This window comes from Pseudomonas sp. GW821-FHT10C09, from assembly GCF_059415465.1.
Window position 1 is genome coordinate 247,732 of the sequence record NZ_JBWKNG010000001.1, and the last position, 22,210, is coordinate 269,941.

Consider the following 22,210-nt stretch of genomic DNA (forward strand, 5'->3'; position numbering starts at 1 on the left):
CCAGAGTTTTCCAAACCCCCGGTCGGCCTCCCGACCGGGGGTTTTGTTTTTTCAGCCCCGAACACTTTTGCGACACACCAGACACTTTGAGGATTCACGACATGAACTACGCCACTTATTACCGTTACGACAGTTTTACCGCCTGGCGATTTACCAGCCTCCGCTCGGGACAGCCTGCCGCCTCCGATCGGTCACCCACAGGTGGCAAGCACACACACGCAGCCAATCCGGCCAATTGTCGAACACCCCAGTAGGGCCGGGCGCGCGGGAACGAACCCGCCGCCAGCCCAGGAAGCCATGCCATGAACTCGTCCGTCTCTGCTCTGCCGCTGTCCACCTTGAACCCTGCCAATGAAGCGCTGACCCTGCGTCTGCCCAGCTCATTGCAACTCAAGCAGCAACTGCCCCTCAGCAACGCCCTGAGCCGCCAAGTCGCCGCTCACCGCGACGCGGTCCGCGCGATCCTCAACGGTGAAGACTCCCGTTTGCTGGTGATCGTCGGCCCTTGCTCGATTCACGACCCGCAGTCCGCCCTCGAATACGCCGCCAACCTTGCCCGACTCGCCACCGACGTCAGCGATGAAATGTTGCTGGTGATGCGCGCCTACGTCGAAAAACCACGCACCACGGTCGGCTGGAAAGGCCTGGCCTACGACCCGCACCTGGATGGCAGTGATGACATGGCTGGCGGTTTGACGCTGTCGCGTGAACTGATGCGCGAAATGGTCCGCCTCGGTTTGCCGATTGCCACCGAACTGCTGCAACCCATGGCCGCCGGCTACTTTGACGACCTGCTGAGCTGGGTGGCAATTGGTGCTCGTACCACCGAATCACAGATCCACCGGGAAATGGCCAGCGGCCTGAACATGCCGGTCGGCTTCAAGAACGGCACCGATGGCGGCGTGACCGTGGCCAGCGACGCCATGCGCTCGGCCGCCCATCCGCACCGACATTTCGGCGTCGACAGCCAGGGACATCCGGCAATCATTCAGACGCCTGGCAATCCCGACACGCACTTGGTGTTGCGCGGCGGACATCAGGGGCCGAACTACGACCGCGACAGCGTCGGCCAGGTGAACCGTGATTTGACCCGACTGAAGATCCCGGCGCGGATCATGGTCGACTGCAGCCACGCCAACAGCGGCAAAGACCCGGCGCGGCAACCGGCGGTGTTCAATGACGTACTTGAACAACGCCTGCAAGGCGACCGTTCGCTGATCGGCATGATGATCGAGAGTCATCTGTTCGAAGGTTGCCAACCCTTGAGTGCATCGCTGCGCTACGGCGTCTCGGTGACCGACGGCTGTCTTGGCTGGAACGGGACAGAGGCGTTGTTGCGCCAGGCCGCCGACCGGCTTCGAGCGCAGCGCGGACAAATGCCAGTCAGCTAGCCTGACACTGACCTGCGGCGAGGGAGCAAGCTCCCTCGCCACAAGATCACCAGCACAAGACATCACTGACAGGCAAAACCGTTTCCTGAGTAGGCCATCGCAGGAAAACGCGCTGTTACAGATCAAAAGATGTCGAAACATTCAGAACAAGACCTCAACCACATTCGAACTTTCCTACATTTTCTATACCTTTTTCATCAGCTTACAGCGGACTCTTCATACATCGCCGACGCGCTGGGGTGCTTTAGAGTGAGCCCATCTGCACACCTCTGAACGACCGCGAAAAAGGAATGAACATGCTACGGAATGCAACTACTCAGTACCCTATCCTGTTGATCCACGGGCTCTTCGGCTTTGATCGCATCGGCAAAACCGAATTCTTCCATGACGTCAAGCAGTCCCTGCGAAGTGCGGGAGCCAGGGTGTTCATCCCGCACCTGTCGGCTACCCATAGCAACGAAGTACGTGGCGACCAGCTGCTGGCACAGATCGAACGGGTGCTGGAAGGTACCGGCGCCGGCAAGGTCAACCTGATCGGCCACAGCCAGGGAGCATTGGCGGCACGCTATGCGGCGGCGATAGCGCCCCATGTGGTGGCTTCGGTGACTTCGGTCAGTGGCCCGAACCACGGCTCGGAACTGGCCGACTTCCTGCGCAAGGCGCTGACGCCCGGCCGTCTTCCGGAACATGTCGCGGCGACGGTGGCGACACTGTTCGCTGATTTTGTGTCGCTGCTCAGCGGCAACCTGCATTTGCCGCAAAACGCAGTCGCCGCACTCAATGCGCTGACCACCGAAGGCGTCGGCGCTTTCAACGACAAGTATCCGCAAGGGTTGCCGAAGACCTGGGGCGGCAAGGGCCGTGATGTGGTGAACGGCGTGCGTTATTACTCGTGGAGCGGCACGTTACAGGGAACGCTTCTCGACGAGGGCCTGAAAGCGCTCGATCCACTGCACGGATTCCTCCGGGCCTTCTCCCTCTACTTCACCACGGAAGCGGAGCAGAATGACGGTTTAGTCGGCCGCTACAGCTCCCACCTGGGGAAAGTCATCCGCTCCGACTACCCGCTGGATCACCTGAGCAGCCTCGGTCATACAGGCGGCCTGACTCGCAAAGCCATCGATCCCGTGACGTTGTATGTGCAGCATGCCGAGCGCCTGAGAAACGCGGGCCTATAATCTGTCCGGAACTTTGACGAGAAATAGGTCACTGAATCCGGTAGGCTCCGCACTTTACTGAATATTGAAAGGAGAATTTTCCATGGCTAAAGCCACTGCCCTTCACATCCTGGTTGCCTCGGAAGCCAAGTGCAACGAACTCAAGGCCCAGATCGAAGGCGGCGCTGATTTCGCCGAAATCGCCAAAGCCAACTCCACCTGCCCATCCAGCCGTCAAGGCGGCGACCTGGGTTCGTTCGGTCCAGGCCAGATGGTCAAGGAGTTCGACACCGTGGTGTTCAGCGCTCCAATCAACGTCGTACAAGGCCCAGTGAAAACCCAGTTCGGTTATCACTTGCTGGAAGTGACCAGTCGTCAGGACTGATCGATCCGCCAGGCTTTACCCATAACGGCCCGCCTTTTGGTGGGCCGTTGTGTTTCGGATACGTTTTTAGACTGGCGAGGGAAGCGCCGCTAGCGTACAAATTGTGCTTTTCGATCCTCCGGCTCTAAGGCTGACAATGCGACTGGCTTTCCCCACTTTATTGTTCACTGCCGTGGCGCTGCTATTCGGCGCCGCTGGTGTGAATGCCGCACCGCAACATGCGTTGACCGTGTACGGAGAAGCCGCGAAGTATCCCGCCGGTTTCAGTCATTTTGCCTACACCAATCCGCAAGCCCCCAAGGGCGGCACGATGCGTCGCTCGGCGATTGAAATTGGCCACTTCGACCATATCCTGCCGTACATCGACAAGGGCATTGGCGTCACGCAAATCGACGGTTTGCTGTACGCGCCACTGGCCCAGCGCTCGCTGGATGAGCCTTACACCGTGTACGGCCTCGTCGCACAAAAGATGGAGCGCCCGGACGACGGCCTGTTCCTGCGCTTCTATCTAAACCCCAAGGCACGCTTTGCCGACGGCACGCCGATCACCGCCGAAGACGTGCGCTACACCTACGACCTGCTGATGACCCAGGGCAGCCTGCGCTATCGCACCCAGTTCGCGGACGTCAAAGGCGTGGAAGTTGAATCGCCTCTGGTCGTGCGGTTCGATTTCAAAAGCAACGAGAACCGCACCCTGCCCCTCGATATCGCGACGCTGCCGGTGTTTCCCGAGCATTGGTGGAAGACCCGCGACTTCGCCAACGGCGGCGGGTACGAGGCGCCCTTGGGCAGTGGTCCTTATAAGGTGGGCAAAGTCGATTCCGGCCGCAGCATCACTTTCGAGCGCGACGCCAATTGGTGGGGCAAGGATCTGCCAGTCAGCCGCGGCATCTACAACTTCGATCATTTCAGCATCGAATACTTCGGCGACACCGACGTGGCGCGCCAGGTGCTGCGTGGCGGCGCCTATGATTACAACCGCGAATTCTCCGCCACCGGCTACTCCATCGGCTACGAGAGCCCGGCCCTGAGCGACGGCCGCCTGCAAAAGGCGCATCTGGCGCAAGACGCACCGCAACCGGCGCAAGGGTTTGTCTTCAACTTGCAGAACCCGATTTTCCAGGATCGCCGGGTGCGCCAGGCCCTGGCCATGCTCTGGGATTTCGAATGGAGCAACCGGCAGATGATGCGTGACATGTACATCCGCCAGCAGAGTTACTTTTCCAACACCGACCTGGCGGCGCAGCACCTTCCCGATGCGGCGGAACTGGCGATTCTTGAACCGTTGCGCGGACAGATCCCCGACGAGGTGTTCACCCAGGTCTTCGAAGCACCGAAAACCGATGGCAGCGGCGTGATTCGCGACAAGCAGTTGCAAGCACTGGACCTGCTCGAACAGGCCGGCTGGAAACCCGATGGCGATCAACTGGTCAACGCCGAGGGCGAGCCGCTGAGCTTTACCTTCCTGGTCAGCCAGAACGGCATGGACCGACTGTTGCTGCCTTATAAACGAACACTGAAGCAGATCGGCATCGACCTGAACATCCGCCGTATCGATTCGTCCCAGTACGTGAATCGCCTGATGAGCCGCGACTACGACATGATCGTCACCGGCTACCCGGTCACCACCTCCCCCGGTGGCGAACTGTTCAATTACTTCGGCTCGATCTCGGCCAACGACCCCGGCGCCAATAACTACATGGTGCTGAAGAATCCGGCGGTCGACACCCTGATCACCGGCGTGGTCCGCGCCACCTCCCAGCCGGAGATGCTGCGTTACGCCCACGCGCTCGACCGGGTGCTGCAATGGAACTACTACTGGATTCCCAACTATTACCCGCCAGGCACCTCGACGGTCTGGTGGAACCGCTTCGGTCGGCCCAACGAGCAGGCCAGCAATGACGAAGCCATCGAGAGTTGGTGGGAAATCAGCACCACGCCGCTGACCAACCAGCAAATGACCGCCGAGCAAATCAGCCGCGGCAGACCCGGAGGGCCGCACTGATGTGGGCTTATATACTGCGGCGCTTGCTGCTGATCATCCCGACGCTGGTGATCATTCTGTTGGTCAACTTCGTCATCGTCCAGGCAGCACCGGGCGGTCCGGTGGAACAGGCGATTGCGCACCTGCAAGGCATCGGCGGTGCAACGGTTGGCGGCGGTTCCGGCGAAACCATGCACGGCACCTCGCGCGCCAGCCGAGGCCTGGACCCGCAACTGATCAAGGACATCGAAAAACAATACGGTTTCGATAAACCTGCGCATGAGCGCCTGTGGCTGATGCTCACCAGTTACGCCCGGCTCGATTTCGGCAAGAGCTTCTTCCGTGGCGCCACGGTCACCGACCTGATCCTCGAAAAAATGCCGGTGACCATTTCCCTCGGGCTGTGGGCGACCCTGATCACCTACCTGGTGTCGATCCCCCTGGGTATCCGCAAAGCCGTGCACCACGGCAGCCATTTCGACATCTGGAGCAGCACCGCGATCATCATCGGCTACGCCATGCCGGCGTTTCTGTTCGCGATGTTCCTGATCGTGGTGTTTGCCGGCGGTACCTCGTTGAACTGGTTCCCGGTGCGCGGGCTGGTCTCGGACAACTTCGACTCGCTGTCCACCGTGGGCAAAATCGCCGACTACTTCTGGCACCTGGTGCTGCCGGTCACGTCGCTGGTGATTGGCGGTTTCGCCACCCTGACCATCCTCACCAAAAACTCGTTCCTCAATGAAATCACCCGCCAATACGTGATCACCGCCCGGGCCAAAGGCATGAGCGAACGCCGAGTGCTGTACGGACACGTGTTCCGCAATGCGATGTTGCTGGTGGTGTCGGGCATTCCGCAGGCGTTCATCAGCGTGTTTTTCGCCGGTTCCTTGCTGATCGAAGTGATTTTCTCCCTCGATGGCCTCGGCCGCATGAGTTACGAAGCCGCGGTCTCGCGCGACTATCCGGTGGTGTTCGGCTCGCTGTTTATCTTCACCCTGTTCGGCCTGCTGATAAAGCTCGTCGGCGACCTCTGCTACACACTGGTCGACCCGCGCATCGACTTCGCCGCGAGGAATGCCTGATGTTCAAGCTCTCGCCGTTGGGGCGTCGCCGTTTTGAACGTTTCAAGAAAAACCGCCGGGGCTGGTGGTCGCTGTGGTTGTTCATTGGTCTGTTTGCGCTGACCCTGGGTGGCGAATTGATCGCCAACGACAAGCCGCTGGTGGTCAGCTATCAGGGGCAATGGTATTTCCCGGTATTCAAACGCCACACCGAGCAGGCGTTCGGCGGGCAATTGCCGTTCCAGGCGGATTACCGCAGCGACTATGTGCAGAAGCTGATTAAAAAGGACGGCGGCTGGATGCTGTTCCCACCGATCCCGTTCAGTGACGACACGCCCAACTATGACCTCAACAAACCGGCACCGAGCCCGCCCTCGAATGTGAACTGGCTGGGCACCGACGATCAGGCCCGGGATGTGTTGGCCCGGGTGATTTTCGGTGCGCGGGTGTCGATCCTGTTTGCACTGATGCTGACCTTCGTCAGCGCCCTGATTGGCATTGCCGCCGGGGCCCTTCAAGGCTACTACGGCGGCTGGGTCGACCTGATCGGCCAGCGCTTGCTGGAAGTCTGGTCCGGGCTGCCGGTGCTGTACCTGCTGATCATTCTGTCCGGGTTCGTCGAGCCGAATTTCTGGTGGTTGCTGGGGATGATGGCGCTGTTTACCTGGCTGGCGCTGGTCGACGTGGTGCGCGCCGAGTTCCTGCGCGGGCGCAACCTGGAATACGTCAAAGCCGCCCGGGCGCTGGGCCTGTCGGATCGCAAAGTGATCGTGCGGCACATTCTGCCCAACGCGATGAACGCGACCCTGAGTTACCTGCCGTTCATTCTGACCGGGGCGATTACCACCCTGACGGCACTGGACTTCCTCGGTTTCGGCATGCCGGCCGGCAGCGCATCCCTGGGCGAGCTGATCGGTCAGGGCAAGCAGAACCTGCAAGCGCCATGGCTGGGGCTGACGGCGTTTTTCACCCTGGCGCTGATCCTTTCTTTACTGGTGTTTATCGGCGAGGCATTACGTGATGCTTTCGATCCGAGATCCTGACGCGGACGGTTGATATGAGTACCCCCCTGATCGAAATCCGTGACCTCAGCGTCGCCTTCAGCGGTGAAACCGTGGTGCGCAACCTGTGCCTGGACATCCGCCCCGGCGAATGCCTGGCGCTGGTCGGCGAGTCGGGCTCCGGTAAATCGGTGACGGCGCATTCGATCCTGCAATTACTGCCCGAAACCGGTACCGAATCGACCGGCAGCATCCGTTATCGCGGCAAGGAATTGCTCGGTGCCTCGGCCAAAGTGCTGCGTGAGTTGCGTGGCAACCGGATCGCGATGATTTTTCAGGAGCCGATGACCTCGCTCAATCCGCTGCACAGCATCGAAAAGCAGATCGGCGAAACCCTGCTGCTGCACAAAGGCCTGACCGGCAAAGCGGCGCAAGCGCGGATCCTTGAGTTGTTGCACCTGGTCGGCATCCAGAAGCCCAAGGAGCGGCTCAAGGCTTATCCGCATCAACTCTCGGGTGGCCAACGTCAGCGGGTGATGATCGCGATGGCCCTGGCCTGCGAGCCTGAGTTGCTGATCGCCGACGAACCGACCACCGCGCTGGACGTCACGGTACAGCGCAAGATTCTGATCCTGCTCAAATCCCTGCAACAGCGGCTTGGCATGTCGCTCCTGCTGATCAGCCATGACCTCAATCTGGTGCGCAGCATTGCCCAGCGCGTGTGCGTGATGAAGGCCGGGGAAATCGTCGAGCAAGCCACTTGTGAAACGATCTTCACCGAGCCCAAACACCCCTATAGCCGCTTGCTGTTGAACGCCGAACCGGAGGGCGAAGCCCTGCCCCGCGACGAGCGCGAGAATGTGCTGGAGGTAGATAACCTGCGCGTGCAGTTTGCCCTCAGTGGCGGCTTGTTTCAGCGCAAGACCTACCTCAATGCCGTGGACGGCATCAGCCTCAATATTCAGCGTGGCAAGACGCTGGGCATCGTCGGCGAGTCCGGCTCGGGCAAATCGACGCTCGGCCAGGCTATCCTGCGTTTACTCGACTCCCAAGGCAGCATTCGCTTTCAGGGCGCAGCGCTGGATGGCCTGACGCAAAAGCAGCTGCGGCCGTGGCGCAAGAAAATGCAGGTGGTATTCCAGGACCCTTATGGCAGCCTCAGCCCGCGAATGTCGGTGGCGCAGATCATCAGCGAAGGCCTTGAGGTGCACAGTCAGTTGACCGATGAACAGTGCAAGGCCGAAGTGATTCGGGCGCTGGAGGAAGTCGGCCTCGACCCGCAAAGCCGTCATCGCTACCCGCACGAGTTTTCCGGTGGCCAGCGTCAGCGTATCGCTATCGCCCGGGCGCTGGTGCTGAAACCGGCGCTGATCCTGCTGGACGAGCCGACCTCGGCGCTGGATCGCACCGTACAAAAACAAGTGGTCGCCCTGCTCCGCCAGCTTCAGGAAAAACACGGCCTGACGTATTTGTTCATCAGCCATGACCTGGCGGTGGTGCGCGCCCTGGCTCACGACATGATCGTGATCAAGGACGGCAAAGTGGTGGAAAGCGGTGCCAGCCATGAGGTGTTTGAATCACCGCAGCATCCGTACACCAAAGAGCTGTTGGCGGCGGCGCATCCGCGGTAGTCATAGACCGCATCACGGCCTTCGCGAGCAAGCCCGCTCCCACATTAAACCGCGTTCGTCCTGATAACTCGGTCAACTGTGGGAGCGGGCTTGCTCGCGAAGAGGCCCGAACAGGCCATACACAATCAGGATCTGCCCATGAATACCACCGAAAGCCTCAAGGACTACCAGCGTGTCCGCCTGCTGGCAATCCGCTCGCTGTTCGAGATCATCGAGCAGTCCAGCGAAGGCACGGTGATCGTCGACCGCGATGCCAACATCGTGTGGATGAACGAACGCTATGCCCGGCGTTTCGGCCTGGAGTCGGCTGAAGTGGCCATCGGCAAAGCCTGCGAAAGTGTGATTCCCGGCAGCCTGTTGCGCGAAGTGGTGCGCACCGGACGCCCGATTTTGCTCGACATGCAGGACACCCCCAAAGAGCCGTTGGTGGTCATGCGCCTGCCGATCCATGACGATGCCGGCGTAGTCATCGGCGCAATTGGTTTTGCGTTGTTCGACGAATTGCGCAGCCTGTCGCCGATGCTCAAGCGCTACATGAGCATGCAGGAAGAACTGGCGTCGACCCGCTCGCTACTGCGGGCGCGCCAGACCAAGTACAACTTCGCCCACTTCATCGGCACCAGCGCGGCCAGCCTGGAAGTCAAACGCCGCGCCCGACGCAGTGCCAGTGCTGAGTCGCCCGTGTTGCTGCTCGGTGAAACCGGCACCGGCAAGGAACTGCTGGCCCAGGCGATTCACAGCGCTTCGCCGCGTGCGCACAAAGCCTTCGTCAGTATCAACAGCGCGGCGATTCCCGAATCGTTGCTGGAAGCAGAATTCTTTGGCACCGCGCCTGGCGCGTTTACCGGCGCCGACCGTAAGGGTCGCGCCGGCAAACTGCAAATCGCCCAGGGTGGCACCTTGTTTCTGGATGAAATCGGCGACATGCCGCTGCCGCTGCAAAGCAAACTGCTGCGGGTTTTGCAGGAAAAGGAGTTCGAGCCGGTCGGCTCGAATGACGTAATCCAGAGCGATGTGCGGGTGATCGCAGCCACTTCGACCGATCTCGAAGCAGCCATCAAACGCGGCGAGTTTCGCGCGGATTTGTATTACCGCCTCAACGTGTTGCCCATCCACGTGCCACCGCTGCGTGATCGCCTCGACGACCTGCCGGCGCTCAGCGAAGCGATTCTTGAAGAGTTACGCAGCCAACATGAGCTGAACCGCGAGGCGCTGGAGTTGCTGGGCCAGCACGCGTGGCCGGGGAACATTCGTGAACTGCGCAACGTCCTGGAGCGGGCGGCGTTGCTCAGTGATGATCTGCTGCTGGATGCCGACGAGATTCGTGCGGCGATTGGCACCTTCACGCCAGTGGAGCGCTCGACTCTGCTGGCGATTTCGCCGGTTGCGCACGAGACGTTTAGCCAGGCTCGGGAGCGGTTTGATCGGCAGTTGATTGAATCTGCCCTCGCGCAATGCGAGGGCAAGGTGATTGAAGCAGCGGCGCGGCTGGGGCTGGGTCGATCGACGTTGTACAAGAAGATGGTGGCGTTGGGGATTGCTGAGTCTCCATAAAGAGACACGAATCTCCATTGTTAGACAGACCTTCGCGAGCAGGCTCGCTCCCACAGGGACCGCGCTCCCAGGACGAACTCGGTCAACCTGTGGGAGCGAGCCTGCTCGCGAAGAGGCAATCACTGCCGAAAAGTCTCAATTAAGAGACGACACTCTCGAACACTCACCAAGAACAAACAAAATCTCCTTGTATTTCAACGAGATAACCAACTGGCACGAATCTCGCTAAAGCCCTCTCCCACAAAAGACCTACCCTACAAAAACAAAAATCCAGGAGACACACCATGAGTGTGATCATTGCCTTGGCAGCCCTCGCGCTGTTGATGCTCGCTGCTTACCGTGGCTACAGCGTTATCCTTTTTGCCCCGATTGCCGCCCTCGGCGCCGTCCTGCTCACCGACCCTTCCGCCGTCGCCCCTGCCTTCACCGGGGTGTTCATGGAAAAAATGGTCGGCTTCATCAAACTGTATTTCCCGGTGTTCCTGCTCGGTGCCGTGTTCGGCAAGCTGATCGAGTTGTCCGGCTTCTCGCGCTCCATCGTCGCCGCCGCCATTCGCCTGCTCGGCACGCGCCAGGCGATGCTGGTGATCGTGCTGGTCTGCGCCCTGCTCACTTACGGCGGCGTGTCGTTGTTTGTGGTGGTGTTCGCGGTCTATCCGTTTGCCGCTGAAATGTTCCGCCAGAGCGACATCCCCAAGCGCTTGATCCCGGCGACCATTGCCCTCGGCGCGTTCTCGTTCACCATGGACGCCCTGCCCGGCACCCCGCAAATCCAGAACATCATCCCCAGCACCTTCTTCAACACCACCGCCTGGGCGGCGCCGTGGCTGGGTTTGATCGGCACGATTTTCGTGTTCTGCACCGGCATGCTGTTTCTCCAGCGTCAGCGCAACAAAGCCCAACGGGCCGGCGAAGGCTATGGCACCGAGTTGCGCAACGAGCCGGAGACATCCGCCGACATTAAGCTGCCTAACCCGTGGATCGCTTTGTCGCCGCTGCTGGCCGTGGGCATCATGAACCTGCTGTTCACTCAGTGGATTCCGCAGTGGTACGGCAAGACCCACAGCCTCGCGCTGCCGGGCATGGCCGCGCCGGTCACCACCGAAATCGCTAAATTGACGGCGATCTGGGCGGTTCAGGCGGCGCTGCTGGTGGGCATCATCATGGTGCTGGTGTTTGGCTTCCAGGCGATTCGCAGCAAACTCGCCGAAGGCAGTAAAAGTGCGGTCAGCGGCGCGTTGCTCGCGGCGATGAACACCGCGTCGGAATACGGCTTTGGTGCGGTGATTGCTTCGCTGCCAGGCTTCCTCGTGTTGGCCGACTGGCTCAAGAGCATTCCCAATCCATTGGTCAACGAAGCGATTACCGTGACCTTGCTGGCGGGCATCACCGGTTCGGCGTCGGGCGGCATGAGCATCGCGCTGGCCGCCATGGCCAATGACTTCATCGCGGCGGCCCATGCGGCCAACATTCCGCTGGAAGTGCTGCACCGCGTGGCCGCGATGGCCAGTGGCGGCATGGATACCCTGCCGCACAACGGCGCGGTGATTACCTTGCTCGCGGTCACCGGCCTGACGCACCGCGAAGCCTATAAAGACATTTTCTGTATTACGCTGATCAAGACCCTGGCGGTCTTCGTGGTCATCGGCACTTTCTACGCCACTGGCATTGTGTGAGGTATTCATGACGACTCTTACAGGCAAGACCGCACTGGTCACCGGTTCCACCAGCGGCATCGGCCTGGGCATTGCGCTCAGCCTGGCCAAGGCCGGTGCCAACGTGGTGCTCAATGGTTTCGGTGATGCTTCCAAGGTGATAGCCGAGGTCCAGCAGTTCGGCGGCAAGGTCGGTCATCACCCGGCCGACGTCAGCGATCCGGCGCAGATCGCCGACATGGTCGCGTATGCCGAGCGTGAATTCGGCGGTATCGACATTCTGGTCAACAATGCCGGCATCCAGCACGTGGCGTCGGTGGAAGAGTTTCCGGTGGAGCGCTGGGACTCGATCATCGCGATCAACCTGTCGTCGGTGTTTCACAGCACCCGCCTGTGCCTGCCGCGCATGCGTGCGAAGAATTGGGGGCGGATCATCAACATCGCCTCGGTGCATGGCCAGGTGGGCTCGGTGGGCAAAGCCGCGTACGTCGCGGCCAAGCATGGGGTGATTGGCCTGACCAAAGTGGTGGGCCTGGAAACTGCGACGACGCATGTGACCTGCAACGCGATCTGCCCGGGCTGGGTGTTGACGCCGCTGGTGCAGAAGCAGATTGATGACCGCGCGGCGACCGGGATCGACCCGCAGCAGGCGCAGCATGATTTGCTGGCCGAGAAGCAGCCGTCACTGGAGTTCGTTACCCCGCCGCAACTAGGCGAGCTTGTGCTGTTTCTGTGCAGCGAGGCCGGCAGCCAGGTGCGGGGTGCGGCGTGGAATATTGATGGTGGGTGGTTGGCGCAGTAACCCCCCAATAGACCGCGTTATCGTTCTTCGCGAGCAGGCTCGCTCCCACAGGGGATCGCATTTCAATGTGGGAGCGAGCCTGCTCGCGAATGGATCTGCAGATAGAACAAGAGGCAAACCATGTCCGACATCCTCTGGCAACCCGGCGCCGAGCGCATCGCCAAGACGCGAATGGAAGCCTTTCGGCGTTCCATCAGTCAGCGCCATCACGTCCACGTCGATGACTACCCGGCCCTGCACCAATGGTCCATCGATCAGCGCGAAAACTTCTGGCAGGCCATCGTCGACTTCTTCGACATTCGCTTTCACGACCAGCCCGACGCAGTGCTGGTCGAGGGCACGCAAATGCCCAGCGCCCAGTGGTTTCCCGGCGCCACCCTGAACTTTGCCGAACACCTGCTGCGCCGTCGCGACGATGCCATCGCGGTGGTTGCCATTGGTGAGAGCGGCCAGCGCGAACACCTGACCTGGGCGGAGCTGGCCGAGCATGTCGCCGGGTTTCAGCACAGTCTGATCGCTGCTGGCGTCGGCCTCGGCGACCGTGTCGCCGCGTGCATGCCCAACACCTGGCAAACCCTGGTGGCGATGCTCGGCACCACCAGCCTGGGAGCGATCTGGTCCTGCTCCTCGCCAGACTTCGGCACCCAAGGCGTGATCGACCGCTTTGGCCAGATCGAACCGAAAGTACTGATCACCTGCGCCGGTTATCGCTACGCCGGCAAGGACATCGACCAGACCGGCAAAATCAACGAAATACTTGAACGCCTGCCGTCCTTGCAGCAGTTAATTGTGGTGCCTTATGCACGGCCGCAGGCGCACATCGTCGACTTCCATACCCACGCCAATGTGACGTTGTGGGGGGATTTCTACGACGCCGGCGGCGAGCCGGATTTCGTCCCCGTGCCCTTCGCACACCCGCTGTACATTCTTTATTCCAGCGGCACCACCGGCGTGCCGAAATGCATCATCCACAGCACCGGCGGCGTATTGCTGCAGCACGTCAAGGAACATGGGCTGCATTGCGATCTCGGCGCTGGCGACCGTTTGTTCTACTACACCACCTGCGGCTGGATGATGTGGAACTGGCTGGTCTCGGCCCTCGCCGTGGGCAGTGCCGTGGTGCTGTACGACGGTTCGCCGTTCCATCCAGGCCCGGAACGCTTGATCGACCTGATTGACGATGAGCAGATCAGCGTCTTCGGCACCAGTCCGAAATTCCTGGCGACCCTGGAAAGCAGCGGCGTGAAGCCACGGCAAAGCCATGACCTGAGCAGCCTGAAAACCCTGCTGTGCACCGGCTCCGCGCTATCGCCCCAAAGTTACGACTACGTTTACCGCGACCTGAAACCCGACGTCTGCCTGGCTTCGATGTCCGGCGGCACCGACGTCGTTTCGTGCTTTGTGAACGGCAACCCATTTCAACCGGTGCGTCGCGGCGAAATACAGGGCAAGAGCCTGGGCATGGCGGTTGAAGTCTGGAACGACGAGGGTCAACCGGTGATCGGCGAGAAAGGTGAGTTGGTGTGTACCCGGCACTTCCCGGCGATACCCATCGGTTTCTGGAACGACCCGCAGCAGGAAAAGCTGCACGCTTCGTATTTCAGCCAGTTCCCCGGCGTGTGGGCCCAGGGCGATTACGCCGAAGAACTGCCCCACGGCGCGATGATGATCCACGGGCGTTCGGACGCGGTACTCAACCCCGGCGGTGTGCGCATCGGCACAGCGGAAATCTACCGTCAGGTGGAGAAAGTCCCGCAGGTACTGGACAGCGTGGCCATTGGTCAGCAATGGCAGGATGACGTGCGGGTGGTGCTGTTTGTGCGCTTGCAGGACGGCGTTGAACTGGATGAAGCCTTGCAGCAGCAGATTCGCCAAGTCATTCGTGCCAACACCACGCCACGGCATGTGCCGGCGAAGATTGTCGTGGTGACTGATATTCCACGGACCATCAGCGGCAAGGTAGTCGAGCTGGCGGTGAGGAATGTGGTGCATGGCCAGAAGGTAAAGAACACCGACGCCCTGGCCAATCCCGAGGCGCTGGAACAATTCCGCAACCGCCCGGAACTCCAGAGCTGAAGAAAATCCCCTGTGGGAGCGAGCCTGCTCGCGAAAGCGGTGTGTCAGCCAACATTAATGGTGACTGATAAACCGCTATCGCGAGCAGGCTCACTCCTACAAATTTAGATCTGTGTCAGTCCATGAGGCCCCACTCTCCTGAAGCGGGCGCTGATGCATCCGCGTGCAGCTTCAACCGCAACCGCAAATTGTTCACCGAATCCGCATGCTTCAACGCCTCCTCCTCACTGATCGCCCCTTCTACGACCAACGCATACAGCGCACCGTCAAACGTCTGCATCCCCGACTCCGCCGACTTCTCCATGATGCCTTTCAACTCGGACAGCTCATTGCGCCGAATCAAATCGCCAATCGTCGGCGTGCCCAGCATCACCTCCACCACCGCCCGGCGCTGGCCGTCGCGGGTCGGCACCAGGCGTTGGGAGACGAACGCCTTGAGGTTGTTGCCCAGGTCATGTAGCAGTTGCGTGTGACGTTCTTCGGGGAAGAAATTGATGATGCGGTCCAGCGCCTGATAGGCGTTGTGTGCGTGCAACGTGGAAATTACCAGATGACCGGTGTCGGCAAACGCCAGTGCGTGCTCCATGGTCTCGCGATCACGGATTTCGCCAATCAGCACCACATCCGGTGCTTGGCGCAGGGTATTTTTCAACGCGGCATGAAAACTTCGGGTGTCGACCCCGACTTCGCGCTGGTTGATGATCGACTGCTGGTGCCGGTGGATGTACTCGATCGGGTCTTCAATGGTGACGATATGGCCGCTGCTGTGGCGATTGCGGTAATCGATCAGCGCCGCCAGCGACGTCGACTTGCCCGAGTCGGTGGCGCCGACGAACAGCATCAGGCCTTGTTTGAGCATCACGGTGTCCAGCAATACGGGCGGCAACTTGAGGTCTTCGAAACGCGGGATGTCGAGTTTGATGTTGCGAATCACAATGGACACGTCGTTGCGCTGCTTGAACAGGTTGACTCGAAAGCGCCCGATCCCTGGCCGCGACAGGGCCAGGTTCATTTCCAGCTCACGGTCGAACTCAAGACGCTGTTCGGCGTCCATGATGTTCGCGGCAATCGCCGCCACTTCACCCGGTTTGAACGGCTGAGCGCTCAGGGGTTTGAGCTCGCCGTCGAACCGCGCGCTGGGTGGCGCTCCCGTGGACAGGTAAAGATCAGCGCCATTACGCTTGGCCAACTGTGTTAACAGTGCATCGATTTCCATGGCAAAAAGCACCCGCGAAGCATTCAATGAAAAAATAATGACCCAAAACGGGTCATTCAGCGTCTACTGCCCTACGAGGATAGTTGACGCCGCCACACCGACTTAAGCGCAGGACCACTTGATGAACGCATCACCCACCGGCAGCGATGCCCAGGCCTTGATTGCCCGACTGGACTGGACACAGACCCCTTTGGGCCCTGCCGGCACCTGGCCGCAAAGCCTGCGTACCGCCGTCGACATCGTGATTCACTCACCGATGCCGATGCTGTTGCTGTGGGGGCCGGAACTCACGCAGATCTACAACGATGGCTTTGCCCTGCTCGCCGGAAGCAAACACCCACACGCTTTCGGACAGCCGACGCACCAGATATGGCCAGAGTTTCGAGACTTTACCGACCCGATTTACAGCGCAGTCCTACAAGGCCAGGTGCGCACCTACAGCGAACAGCGCTTTACCCTGCAACGTGACGGTGGCGATTCCGACTTCTGGCTGGATTTGACCTACAGCCCGATCCGCGATGAAAGCGCCGAGGTGGCGGGCATTCTGGTCACCGCCATCGAAACCAACGAACGTCGCCGCATCGCCCTCGAACTGGAACAGCGCTCCGCCGCAAGCCTCAAGGCCCAGCGCGAAACGGAACAGCGCCTGCAATTGGCCTTGGCCGCGACAGACTCGGTGGGCACCTGGGACTGGGACATCAGCGAAGACCGCTTTCTCGCCGACGCCCATTTCGCCCAACTGCACGGCATCGATCCGGCGTTGGCCGGGGAGTTGCCGATCAGCGCCTACCTGCACGGCGTGCACCCGGAAGACCGGGCGATGATTGCGCGCAGCATCAAGCACTGCATCACCCATGGCACCGAGTACGCCGAGGAATATCGTCTGTTGCAACCTGATGGCCAGTTGAACTGGGTGTTTGCCCGGGGGCGCTGCTACAAGGATCACCACGGCCGGCCGATGCGTTTTCTCGGCGCCGCGCTGGACCTGACCGAGCGCAAACGCACCGAACAGGCCTTGCGCCAGAGCCAGACCGAGCTGCAATTGATCATCAACGCGATGCCGATCCTGATCAGCTACGTCGACAGCGAAGAGCGTTTCCGCCTGAACAACTCAGCCTACCTCGATTGGTATGGCCTGACGCCGCAGGAACTGTTTGGCAAAACCATCCGAGAGGTGTTGGGTGACGAGGCCTATGCCTTGCGCGCGGAACACATTGCCGAGGCGCTCAAGGGCAAGCCTTGTTGTTTCAGCATCAGCACGTCGCACCGTGACGGCAGCCTGCGGCATGCGTTGATGAACTACCTGCCGCGCCACGGCGGGGATGGCGCGGTGAATGGCTTCTACATTTTTGTGATTGACGAAACCGAGCGCAAACAGACCGAAGAAGCCTTGCGCAATCTCAACGAAACCCTCGAAGAGCGCGTCGCCGCCCGCACCCAGCAACTGGCCGAAACCAACCAGCGCTTGCAAAACGAAATGGTCGAACGCGAGCGTGCCGAGGACGCCTTGCGCCATGCACAGAAAATGGAAGCGGTCGGCCAGCTCACTGGTGGCATCGCCCATGACTTTAACAACATGCTCACCGGGATCATCGGCAGTCTCGACCTGATGCAGCGTTATATCGCCGACGGGCGCATCCACGAGATCGGCCGCTTTACCGAAGCCGCGGTGTCTTCGGCCAATCGCGCCGCCGCGTTGACCCATCGCTTGCTGGCGTTCTCGCGTCGCCAATCACTGGATCGCAAACCGCTGAACGCCAATGAACTGGTGCGCTCGCTGGAGGATCTGCTCAGCCGGACCAAGGGCGACCACATCGAACTCAAACTGCAACTGGCCGATGAGGTCTGGCCGATCAGCACCGATGTCAGCCAACTGGAAAACGCCCTGCTCAACCTGGTCATCAACGCCCGCGATGCGATGCCCGATGGCGGCCAATTGCTGATTGAAACGGCCAATGTGTACCTGGACGGCAGCGACATCACCACACTGGAACCGGTCAAGGCCGGGGATTACGTGATGATTGCCGTCAGTGACAACGGCACCGGCATGACACCCTCGGTTCTGGCCAAGGCATTTGACCCGTTCTTCACCACCAAACCCATCGGCCAAGGCACAGGGCTGGGGTTGTCGATGATCTACGGTTTCGCCCAGCAATCGGGCGGCCATGTCAGCCTGTTCAGCCTGCCGGGCAAGGGCACCAGCGTGCGCCTGTACTTGCCGCGCTTGCATGCCATGGAGCCGGAAGACGTGCTGATGCCGGTCACGGGTGAGGCGCCGGCGGCGATTGCCGGTGAAACCGTGGTGCTGGTGGAGGACGATCCGGCGGTGCGCATGCTGGTGCTCGACTTGCTCAATGAGCTGGGTTACCACGCTCATGAAGCCGAAGACGCGAAGACCGCCCTGCCTTTGCTGGAATCGGATTTGCGTGTTGATTTGCTGGTGACCGATGTCGGGCTGCCGGGCATGAACGGCCGCCAACTGGCGGAGATCGCCCGCCAGCATCGGCCGGACCTCAAAGTGCTGTTCATGACCGGTTACGCGGAAACCGCCGCCGAACGCCAAGGCTTTCTGGAGGAAGGCATGGACATGGTGGCCAAGCCTTTTTCCATCGACTTGCTGGCCAACAAGATTCGCACGATGATCGGCCAACCCGAGTGACTTGAGGCATAATCGCCCGCCCCGCTGTCAGCACGTTGCAAGGTACGCCCCATGAAAGCTCAAGCCCGCCATATTCTGGTGAAAACCTCGGAAGAAGCCGAGCAGCTCAAACAACGCATCGCCAAGGGCGAAGCCTTCGATGTGCTGGCCAAAAAGTACTCCACCTGCCCGTCCGGCAAGCGCGGCGGCGACCTCGGTGAAGTGCGCCCGGGGCAGATGGTCGGCGTCATCGATGCGGTGATTTTCAAGAAACCGCTGCGGGTGGTGCATGGACCGATCAAGAGCAAGTTCGGGTATCACCTGGTGCAGGTGTTTTACCGGGATTGATGGTTTGGCTTTCGGGCCTCATCGCGAGCAGGCTCGCTCCCACATTGGAATGCGTTCCCCTGTGGGAGCGAGCCTGCTCGCGATCCGATTGCGCAGCAAACGGCCATTCACCCCTTATCTAGGGATCAATGCACCGGGCACCTGTATCACCCGACTCGCCAACCGATGCCCCGCCTCGGCCGCTTCAACCGCGCTCCCGCCCTTGAGCCGACTGGCCAGGTACGCCGCGCTGAACGAATCCCCCGCCGCCGTCGTGTCCACAACACGCTCGACCTTCTGCGCCGGCACTTCAAACGACTCGCCATCACAGCGAATCAGGCACGCGTCTGAACCGCGCTTGAGCACCACTTCCGGCGTGCCGATCTGCTCGTAAGCGGCAAACACCGCCTGGCAACTGGAAAAATGAAACAGCGCCTGTTCATCCTCAACCGTCAGCAACGCCAGGTCCACATACGGCAACACACTGCGATACGCCGCACGCGCTTCTTCAACCGACGCCCACAAGCGTGGCCGGTAGTTGTTGTCGAAGACGATCCGCGCATCTCGCTGGCGGGCTTCGATCAGGGTTTCCAGCAGCTTTTCCCGACCTTGCACGCCGAGTACCGCCAGGGTGATGCCGCTGAAATACAGCACGTCGTAATCCGGCAGCGCGGCCAGAATCGGCGCGGCGGCGGGTGTGGTGAAGCAATCGCGCACGGCCGCTTCGTTGCGCCAGTAAAGGAAACGGCGTTCGCCGGCGGCGTCGGTCTGGATGCAATACAAACCGGGCAAACGTCCCGGTAAACGCTGGACCATGCCCAGGCCGATGTTTTCGCTGGCCCAGTTCTGGCACATCGCGTCGCTGAAGCTGTCGTCGCCCAGGGCAGTAACGTAATCGACGACGCCGCTCGCGCCCAGCTCACGGGACAGGTAGACGGCGGTGTTCAGGGTGTCACCGCCGAAGCTTTGTTGCAGGCTGCCGTCGGCGCGTTGTTGCAGCTCGATCATGCACTCGCCGATCAGGGCGATGCGCGGGGTGTTGGGGCCGAGGGTGTTGATGGTGTGCATTGTGTGGGGTCTCTGGTGTTTCTTTGTTGTCTGGGCGGGCCTCTTCGCGAGCAGGCTCGCTCCCACAAGGAAATGCATTCCAATGTGGGGGCGAGCCTGCTCCGGGCGGCGTTCCGACGATGGTCGCGCTTCGATCTCAAGCCTTAGAAACAGGTGTCCATGGTTTCGATGACATTCATCTGATCATCCACCAGACACCCGGTGCGCCACTTGTCGAACGTCAGGCACGGGTGCGAAGTACCGAACGAAATGATGTCGCCCACCCGCAATTCAACCCCCGGCGGCACGGTCATGAACGCGTGCTGGTCCATCACCGCCGTCACCTTGCAGGCACTGACGTCATCGCCCTTCGCCGGCACCACACCGGCCTTGTAACGCAGCAACGGCACCGGCAGACCGGCGTCGTAGGCGACATCGCGCTTGCCCAGGGCAATCACCGCAAAACCCGGCTCTGGCATCGACTGCACGTGTGCCCAGACCTCCAGCGCCGGGCGCAGGCCTTCATTCAGATCGCTGCGACGGTCGAGCACGCAGCATTGCGCTTCCTTGTAGATGCCATGGTCGTGGGCCACATAGCTGCCCGGACGCAACACACTGAGGAAACGCCCGGCCGCGTTCTGCGCTTCGAACTCCTCGGCAATCAAGTCATACCAGGCGGAACCCGATGCAGTGATGATCGGCTTGGCGATCGCAAACGCGCCGCTGTCCTGCAACTGCACGGCCAAACGCACCAGAGACCCGGCGAATGCGCGGATGCCGGTGACCGCATGATCACCATGGATGACGCCTTCGTAGCCTTCGATGCCGGTCAGGGCCAGCGCCGGTTGCGCATTGATAGCCTTGGCCAGTGCGATGACTTCATCTTCAGTGCGGCAACCGCAACGACCGCCGACCACACCGTATTCGATCATCACATTCAGGCGCACGCCGCGTGAGGCGAAGTAGGCGCCGAGGTCAGCGACGTTGTCCGGATGATCGACCATGCAATGGAAATCGAACGTCGGGTCTGCCAGCAAATCGGCGATCAGCGCCATGTTCGGCGTACCGACCAATTGGTTGGCCATCAGCACCCGACGCACGCCATGGGCATACGCCGCACGGGTTTGCGTGGCGCTGGCGAGGGTGATGCCCCAGGCGCCGGCGTCCAGTTGGCGGCGAAACAAAGCCGGGGTCATGCTGGTTTTACCGTGGGGCGCGAGTTCGGCGCCACTGTTGCTGACAAAGTCCTGCATCCAGCGAATGTTGTGTTCCAGCGCTTCGCGGTGCAGCACCAGCGCCGGCAGGCTGACATCGCGGACCAGGTTGGCGCCGGTCTGGGCAAAGCCCTTTTCCACAGCGGCAGTATTGTTGGCAGTAGACATGGTCGAACTCCTCACATTAGCGGCCGCAGGCAGCCGCATTTATTCGTTGATACGCCGGGCCAGGTGGTTGGCGTTGTCGATCAGCACCCGGCGATAGTCGTTGTAATGCGTCTTGGCATCGGCCCGTGGGGCCACGATGCACAGCGTCGCGATGGCCACGCCGTTGGGGTCTTTGACCGGGGCGGCGAAGCAATGGGTAAAGGTGTCGGCGACGCTATCGAAGGAGAAAAACCCGTCGATGCCGGCCTGACGGATTTCCGCCAGAAACTGTTCCAGCGGCAGGCGTTCGCCGTTGGGCAGGATGAAGTCGTCGTGGTCGATCAGGTCGACGATTTCCTCGTCGCTCAAATGCGCCAAGAGCAGGCGCCCGGAAGCGGTCCAGGGAATCGGCGCGTTTTCGCCGATGTCCGAGGAAATGCGGAAATGCCGCTCGCCCTCCTTCATCAGCGCCACGGTGTATTTGCGCCCGTTGAGCAGGCACATCTGGGCGGTTTCGTGGGTCTGGCTGACGATCTCCTGCAAGGCGTGATCGGCCTCGCGGGTCAGGTCGAAATGCCGCAAATGTGCCTGCCCGAGGAAGTACAGCTGACGGCCGAGGTAGACGTGACCATCCTTGCCCACGGCTTCCAGGATGCGTCGCTCCAGCAGGGACGCGACCAGTTCGTAGACCGTGGATTTCGGGCTGCCGATGCCGCTGGCGATTTCATTCGGGCGCAGGGGTTTGCCGATTTCCTTGAGAAAATCGAGGATATCGAACGCCCGGTCCAGACCGCGAGCCCGGCGCTTGATGGTGTCTTCGGTCATGTCTGTGGTTCCCATACAAAGTGCCGGGAGTTTACCTAGAGTGCGGTGGCGACTGTTAGGCCGCCTTCGTCGGAACGCCGCCCGGAGCAGGCTCGCTCC

General features: G+C 60.9%; 17 protein-coding genes. 13 read left to right on the forward strand and 4 right to left on the reverse strand.

Annotation, left to right across the window (positions count from 1 at the left end):
- Positions 1–302 precede the first annotated feature (302 nt).
- From AC07N8_RS01115 to AC07N8_RS01165, 11 genes are all read left to right on the forward strand, one after another.
- Positions 303–1,391 (forward strand): 3-deoxy-7-phosphoheptulonate synthase, encoded by a 1,089-nt coding sequence (locus tag AC07N8_RS01115; RefSeq protein WP_493141930.1) that lies wholly within the window; start codon positions 303–305, stop codon positions 1,389–1,391.
- A 296-nt stretch (positions 1,392–1,687) separates the two neighbouring features.
- Positions 1,688–2,569: an esterase/lipase family protein gene (locus AC07N8_RS01120; protein ID WP_493141931.1), complete on the forward strand. Its 882-nt coding sequence runs from the start codon at positions 1,688–1,690 to the stop codon at positions 2,567–2,569.
- An 82-nt stretch (positions 2,570–2,651) separates the two neighbouring features.
- Positions 2,652–2,933 carry a peptidylprolyl isomerase gene (locus tag AC07N8_RS01125; protein ID WP_493141933.1) on the forward strand — a complete coding sequence of 94 codons (282 nt, stop codon included), beginning with the start codon at positions 2,652–2,654 and terminating at the stop codon, positions 2,931–2,933.
- 136 nt (positions 2,934–3,069) lie between these two features.
- A complete protein-coding gene (locus tag AC07N8_RS01130) occupies positions 3,070–4,938 on the forward strand; it encodes an extracellular solute-binding protein (protein ID WP_493141935.1) in 1,869 nt (622 codons plus the stop codon).
- Positions 4,938–5,999: a microcin C ABC transporter permease YejB gene (locus AC07N8_RS01135; protein ID WP_059182860.1), complete on the forward strand. Its 1,062-nt coding sequence runs from the start codon at positions 4,938–4,940 to the stop codon at positions 5,997–5,999. The genes AC07N8_RS01130 and AC07N8_RS01135 overlap by 1 nt, the downstream gene beginning before the upstream one ends.
- Positions 5,999–7,021, forward strand: coding sequence for an ABC transporter permease (locus tag AC07N8_RS01140; protein ID WP_483842386.1), 1,023 nt, complete (start codon positions 5,999–6,001; stop codon positions 7,019–7,021). The genes AC07N8_RS01135 and AC07N8_RS01140 overlap by 1 nt, the downstream gene beginning before the upstream one ends.
- Positions 7,022–7,035: 14 nt before the next feature.
- A complete protein-coding gene (locus AC07N8_RS01145; RefSeq protein WP_483842387.1) occupies positions 7,036–8,610 on the forward strand; it encodes an ABC transporter ATP-binding protein in 1,575 nt (524 codons plus the stop codon).
- 138 nt (positions 8,611–8,748) lie between these two features.
- Positions 8,749–10,164 (forward strand): sigma-54 interaction domain-containing protein, encoded by a 1,416-nt coding sequence (locus AC07N8_RS01150; RefSeq protein WP_493141938.1) that lies wholly within the window; start codon positions 8,749–8,751, stop codon positions 10,162–10,164.
- 284 nt (positions 10,165–10,448) lie between these two features.
- Positions 10,449–11,840: a GntP family permease gene (locus AC07N8_RS01155; protein WP_059182858.1), complete on the forward strand. Its 1,392-nt coding sequence runs from the start codon at positions 10,449–10,451 to the stop codon at positions 11,838–11,840.
- 7 nt (positions 11,841–11,847) lie between these two features.
- Positions 11,848–12,621, forward strand: a complete 774-nt coding sequence (gene hbdH, locus AC07N8_RS01160; RefSeq protein WP_483842389.1) for a 3-hydroxybutyrate dehydrogenase — start codon at positions 11,848–11,850, stop codon at positions 12,619–12,621.
- A gap of 120 nt (positions 12,622–12,741) precedes the next feature.
- The gene (locus tag AC07N8_RS01165) at positions 12,742–14,697 is read left to right on the forward strand and encodes an acetoacetate--CoA ligase (protein ID WP_493141940.1); all 1,956 of its coding nucleotides are present in this window, start codon (positions 12,742–12,744) and stop codon (positions 14,695–14,697) included.
- Between the two features lie 115 nt (positions 14,698–14,812).
- Here the strand turns inward: AC07N8_RS01165 and AC07N8_RS01170 are convergent, their stop codons facing one another.
- The gene (locus tag AC07N8_RS01170) at positions 14,813–15,913 is read right to left on the reverse strand and encodes a PilT/PilU family type 4a pilus ATPase (protein ID WP_493141942.1); all 1,101 of its coding nucleotides are present in this window, start codon (positions 15,911–15,913) and stop codon (positions 14,813–14,815) included.
- Positions 15,914–16,034: 121 nt separating this feature from the next.
- Between AC07N8_RS01170 and AC07N8_RS01175 the strand changes: the two genes are divergently transcribed.
- Both AC07N8_RS01175 and AC07N8_RS01180 read left to right on the forward strand, forming a co-directional pair.
- A complete protein-coding gene (locus AC07N8_RS01175; protein ID WP_483842392.1) occupies positions 16,035–18,572 on the forward strand; it encodes a hybrid sensor histidine kinase/response regulator in 2,538 nt (845 codons plus the stop codon).
- Positions 18,573–18,623: 51 nt separating this feature from the next.
- The gene (locus AC07N8_RS01180; RefSeq protein ID WP_007898282.1) at positions 18,624–18,899 is read left to right on the forward strand and encodes a peptidylprolyl isomerase; all 276 of its coding nucleotides are present in this window, start codon (positions 18,624–18,626) and stop codon (positions 18,897–18,899) included.
- A 114-nt stretch (positions 18,900–19,013) separates the two neighbouring features.
- Here AC07N8_RS01180 and AC07N8_RS01185 read toward each other — a convergent pair whose 3' ends face one another.
- The 3 genes from AC07N8_RS01185 to AC07N8_RS01195 form a co-directional block, all read right to left on the reverse strand.
- On the reverse strand, positions 19,014–19,946 hold the full coding sequence (locus tag AC07N8_RS01185; RefSeq protein ID WP_493141944.1) for a sugar kinase: 933 nt from the start codon (positions 19,944–19,946) through the stop codon (positions 19,014–19,016).
- A 143-nt stretch (positions 19,947–20,089) separates the two neighbouring features.
- The gene (locus tag AC07N8_RS01190) at positions 20,090–21,307 is read right to left on the reverse strand and encodes an amino acid deaminase (protein ID WP_483842394.1); all 1,218 of its coding nucleotides are present in this window, start codon (positions 21,305–21,307) and stop codon (positions 20,090–20,092) included.
- A gap of 39 nt (positions 21,308–21,346) precedes the next feature.
- Positions 21,347–22,111, reverse strand: a complete 765-nt coding sequence (locus tag AC07N8_RS01195) for an IclR family transcriptional regulator (RefSeq protein ID WP_483842395.1) — start codon at positions 22,109–22,111, stop codon at positions 21,347–21,349.
- Positions 22,112–22,210: the final 99 nt, after the last annotated feature.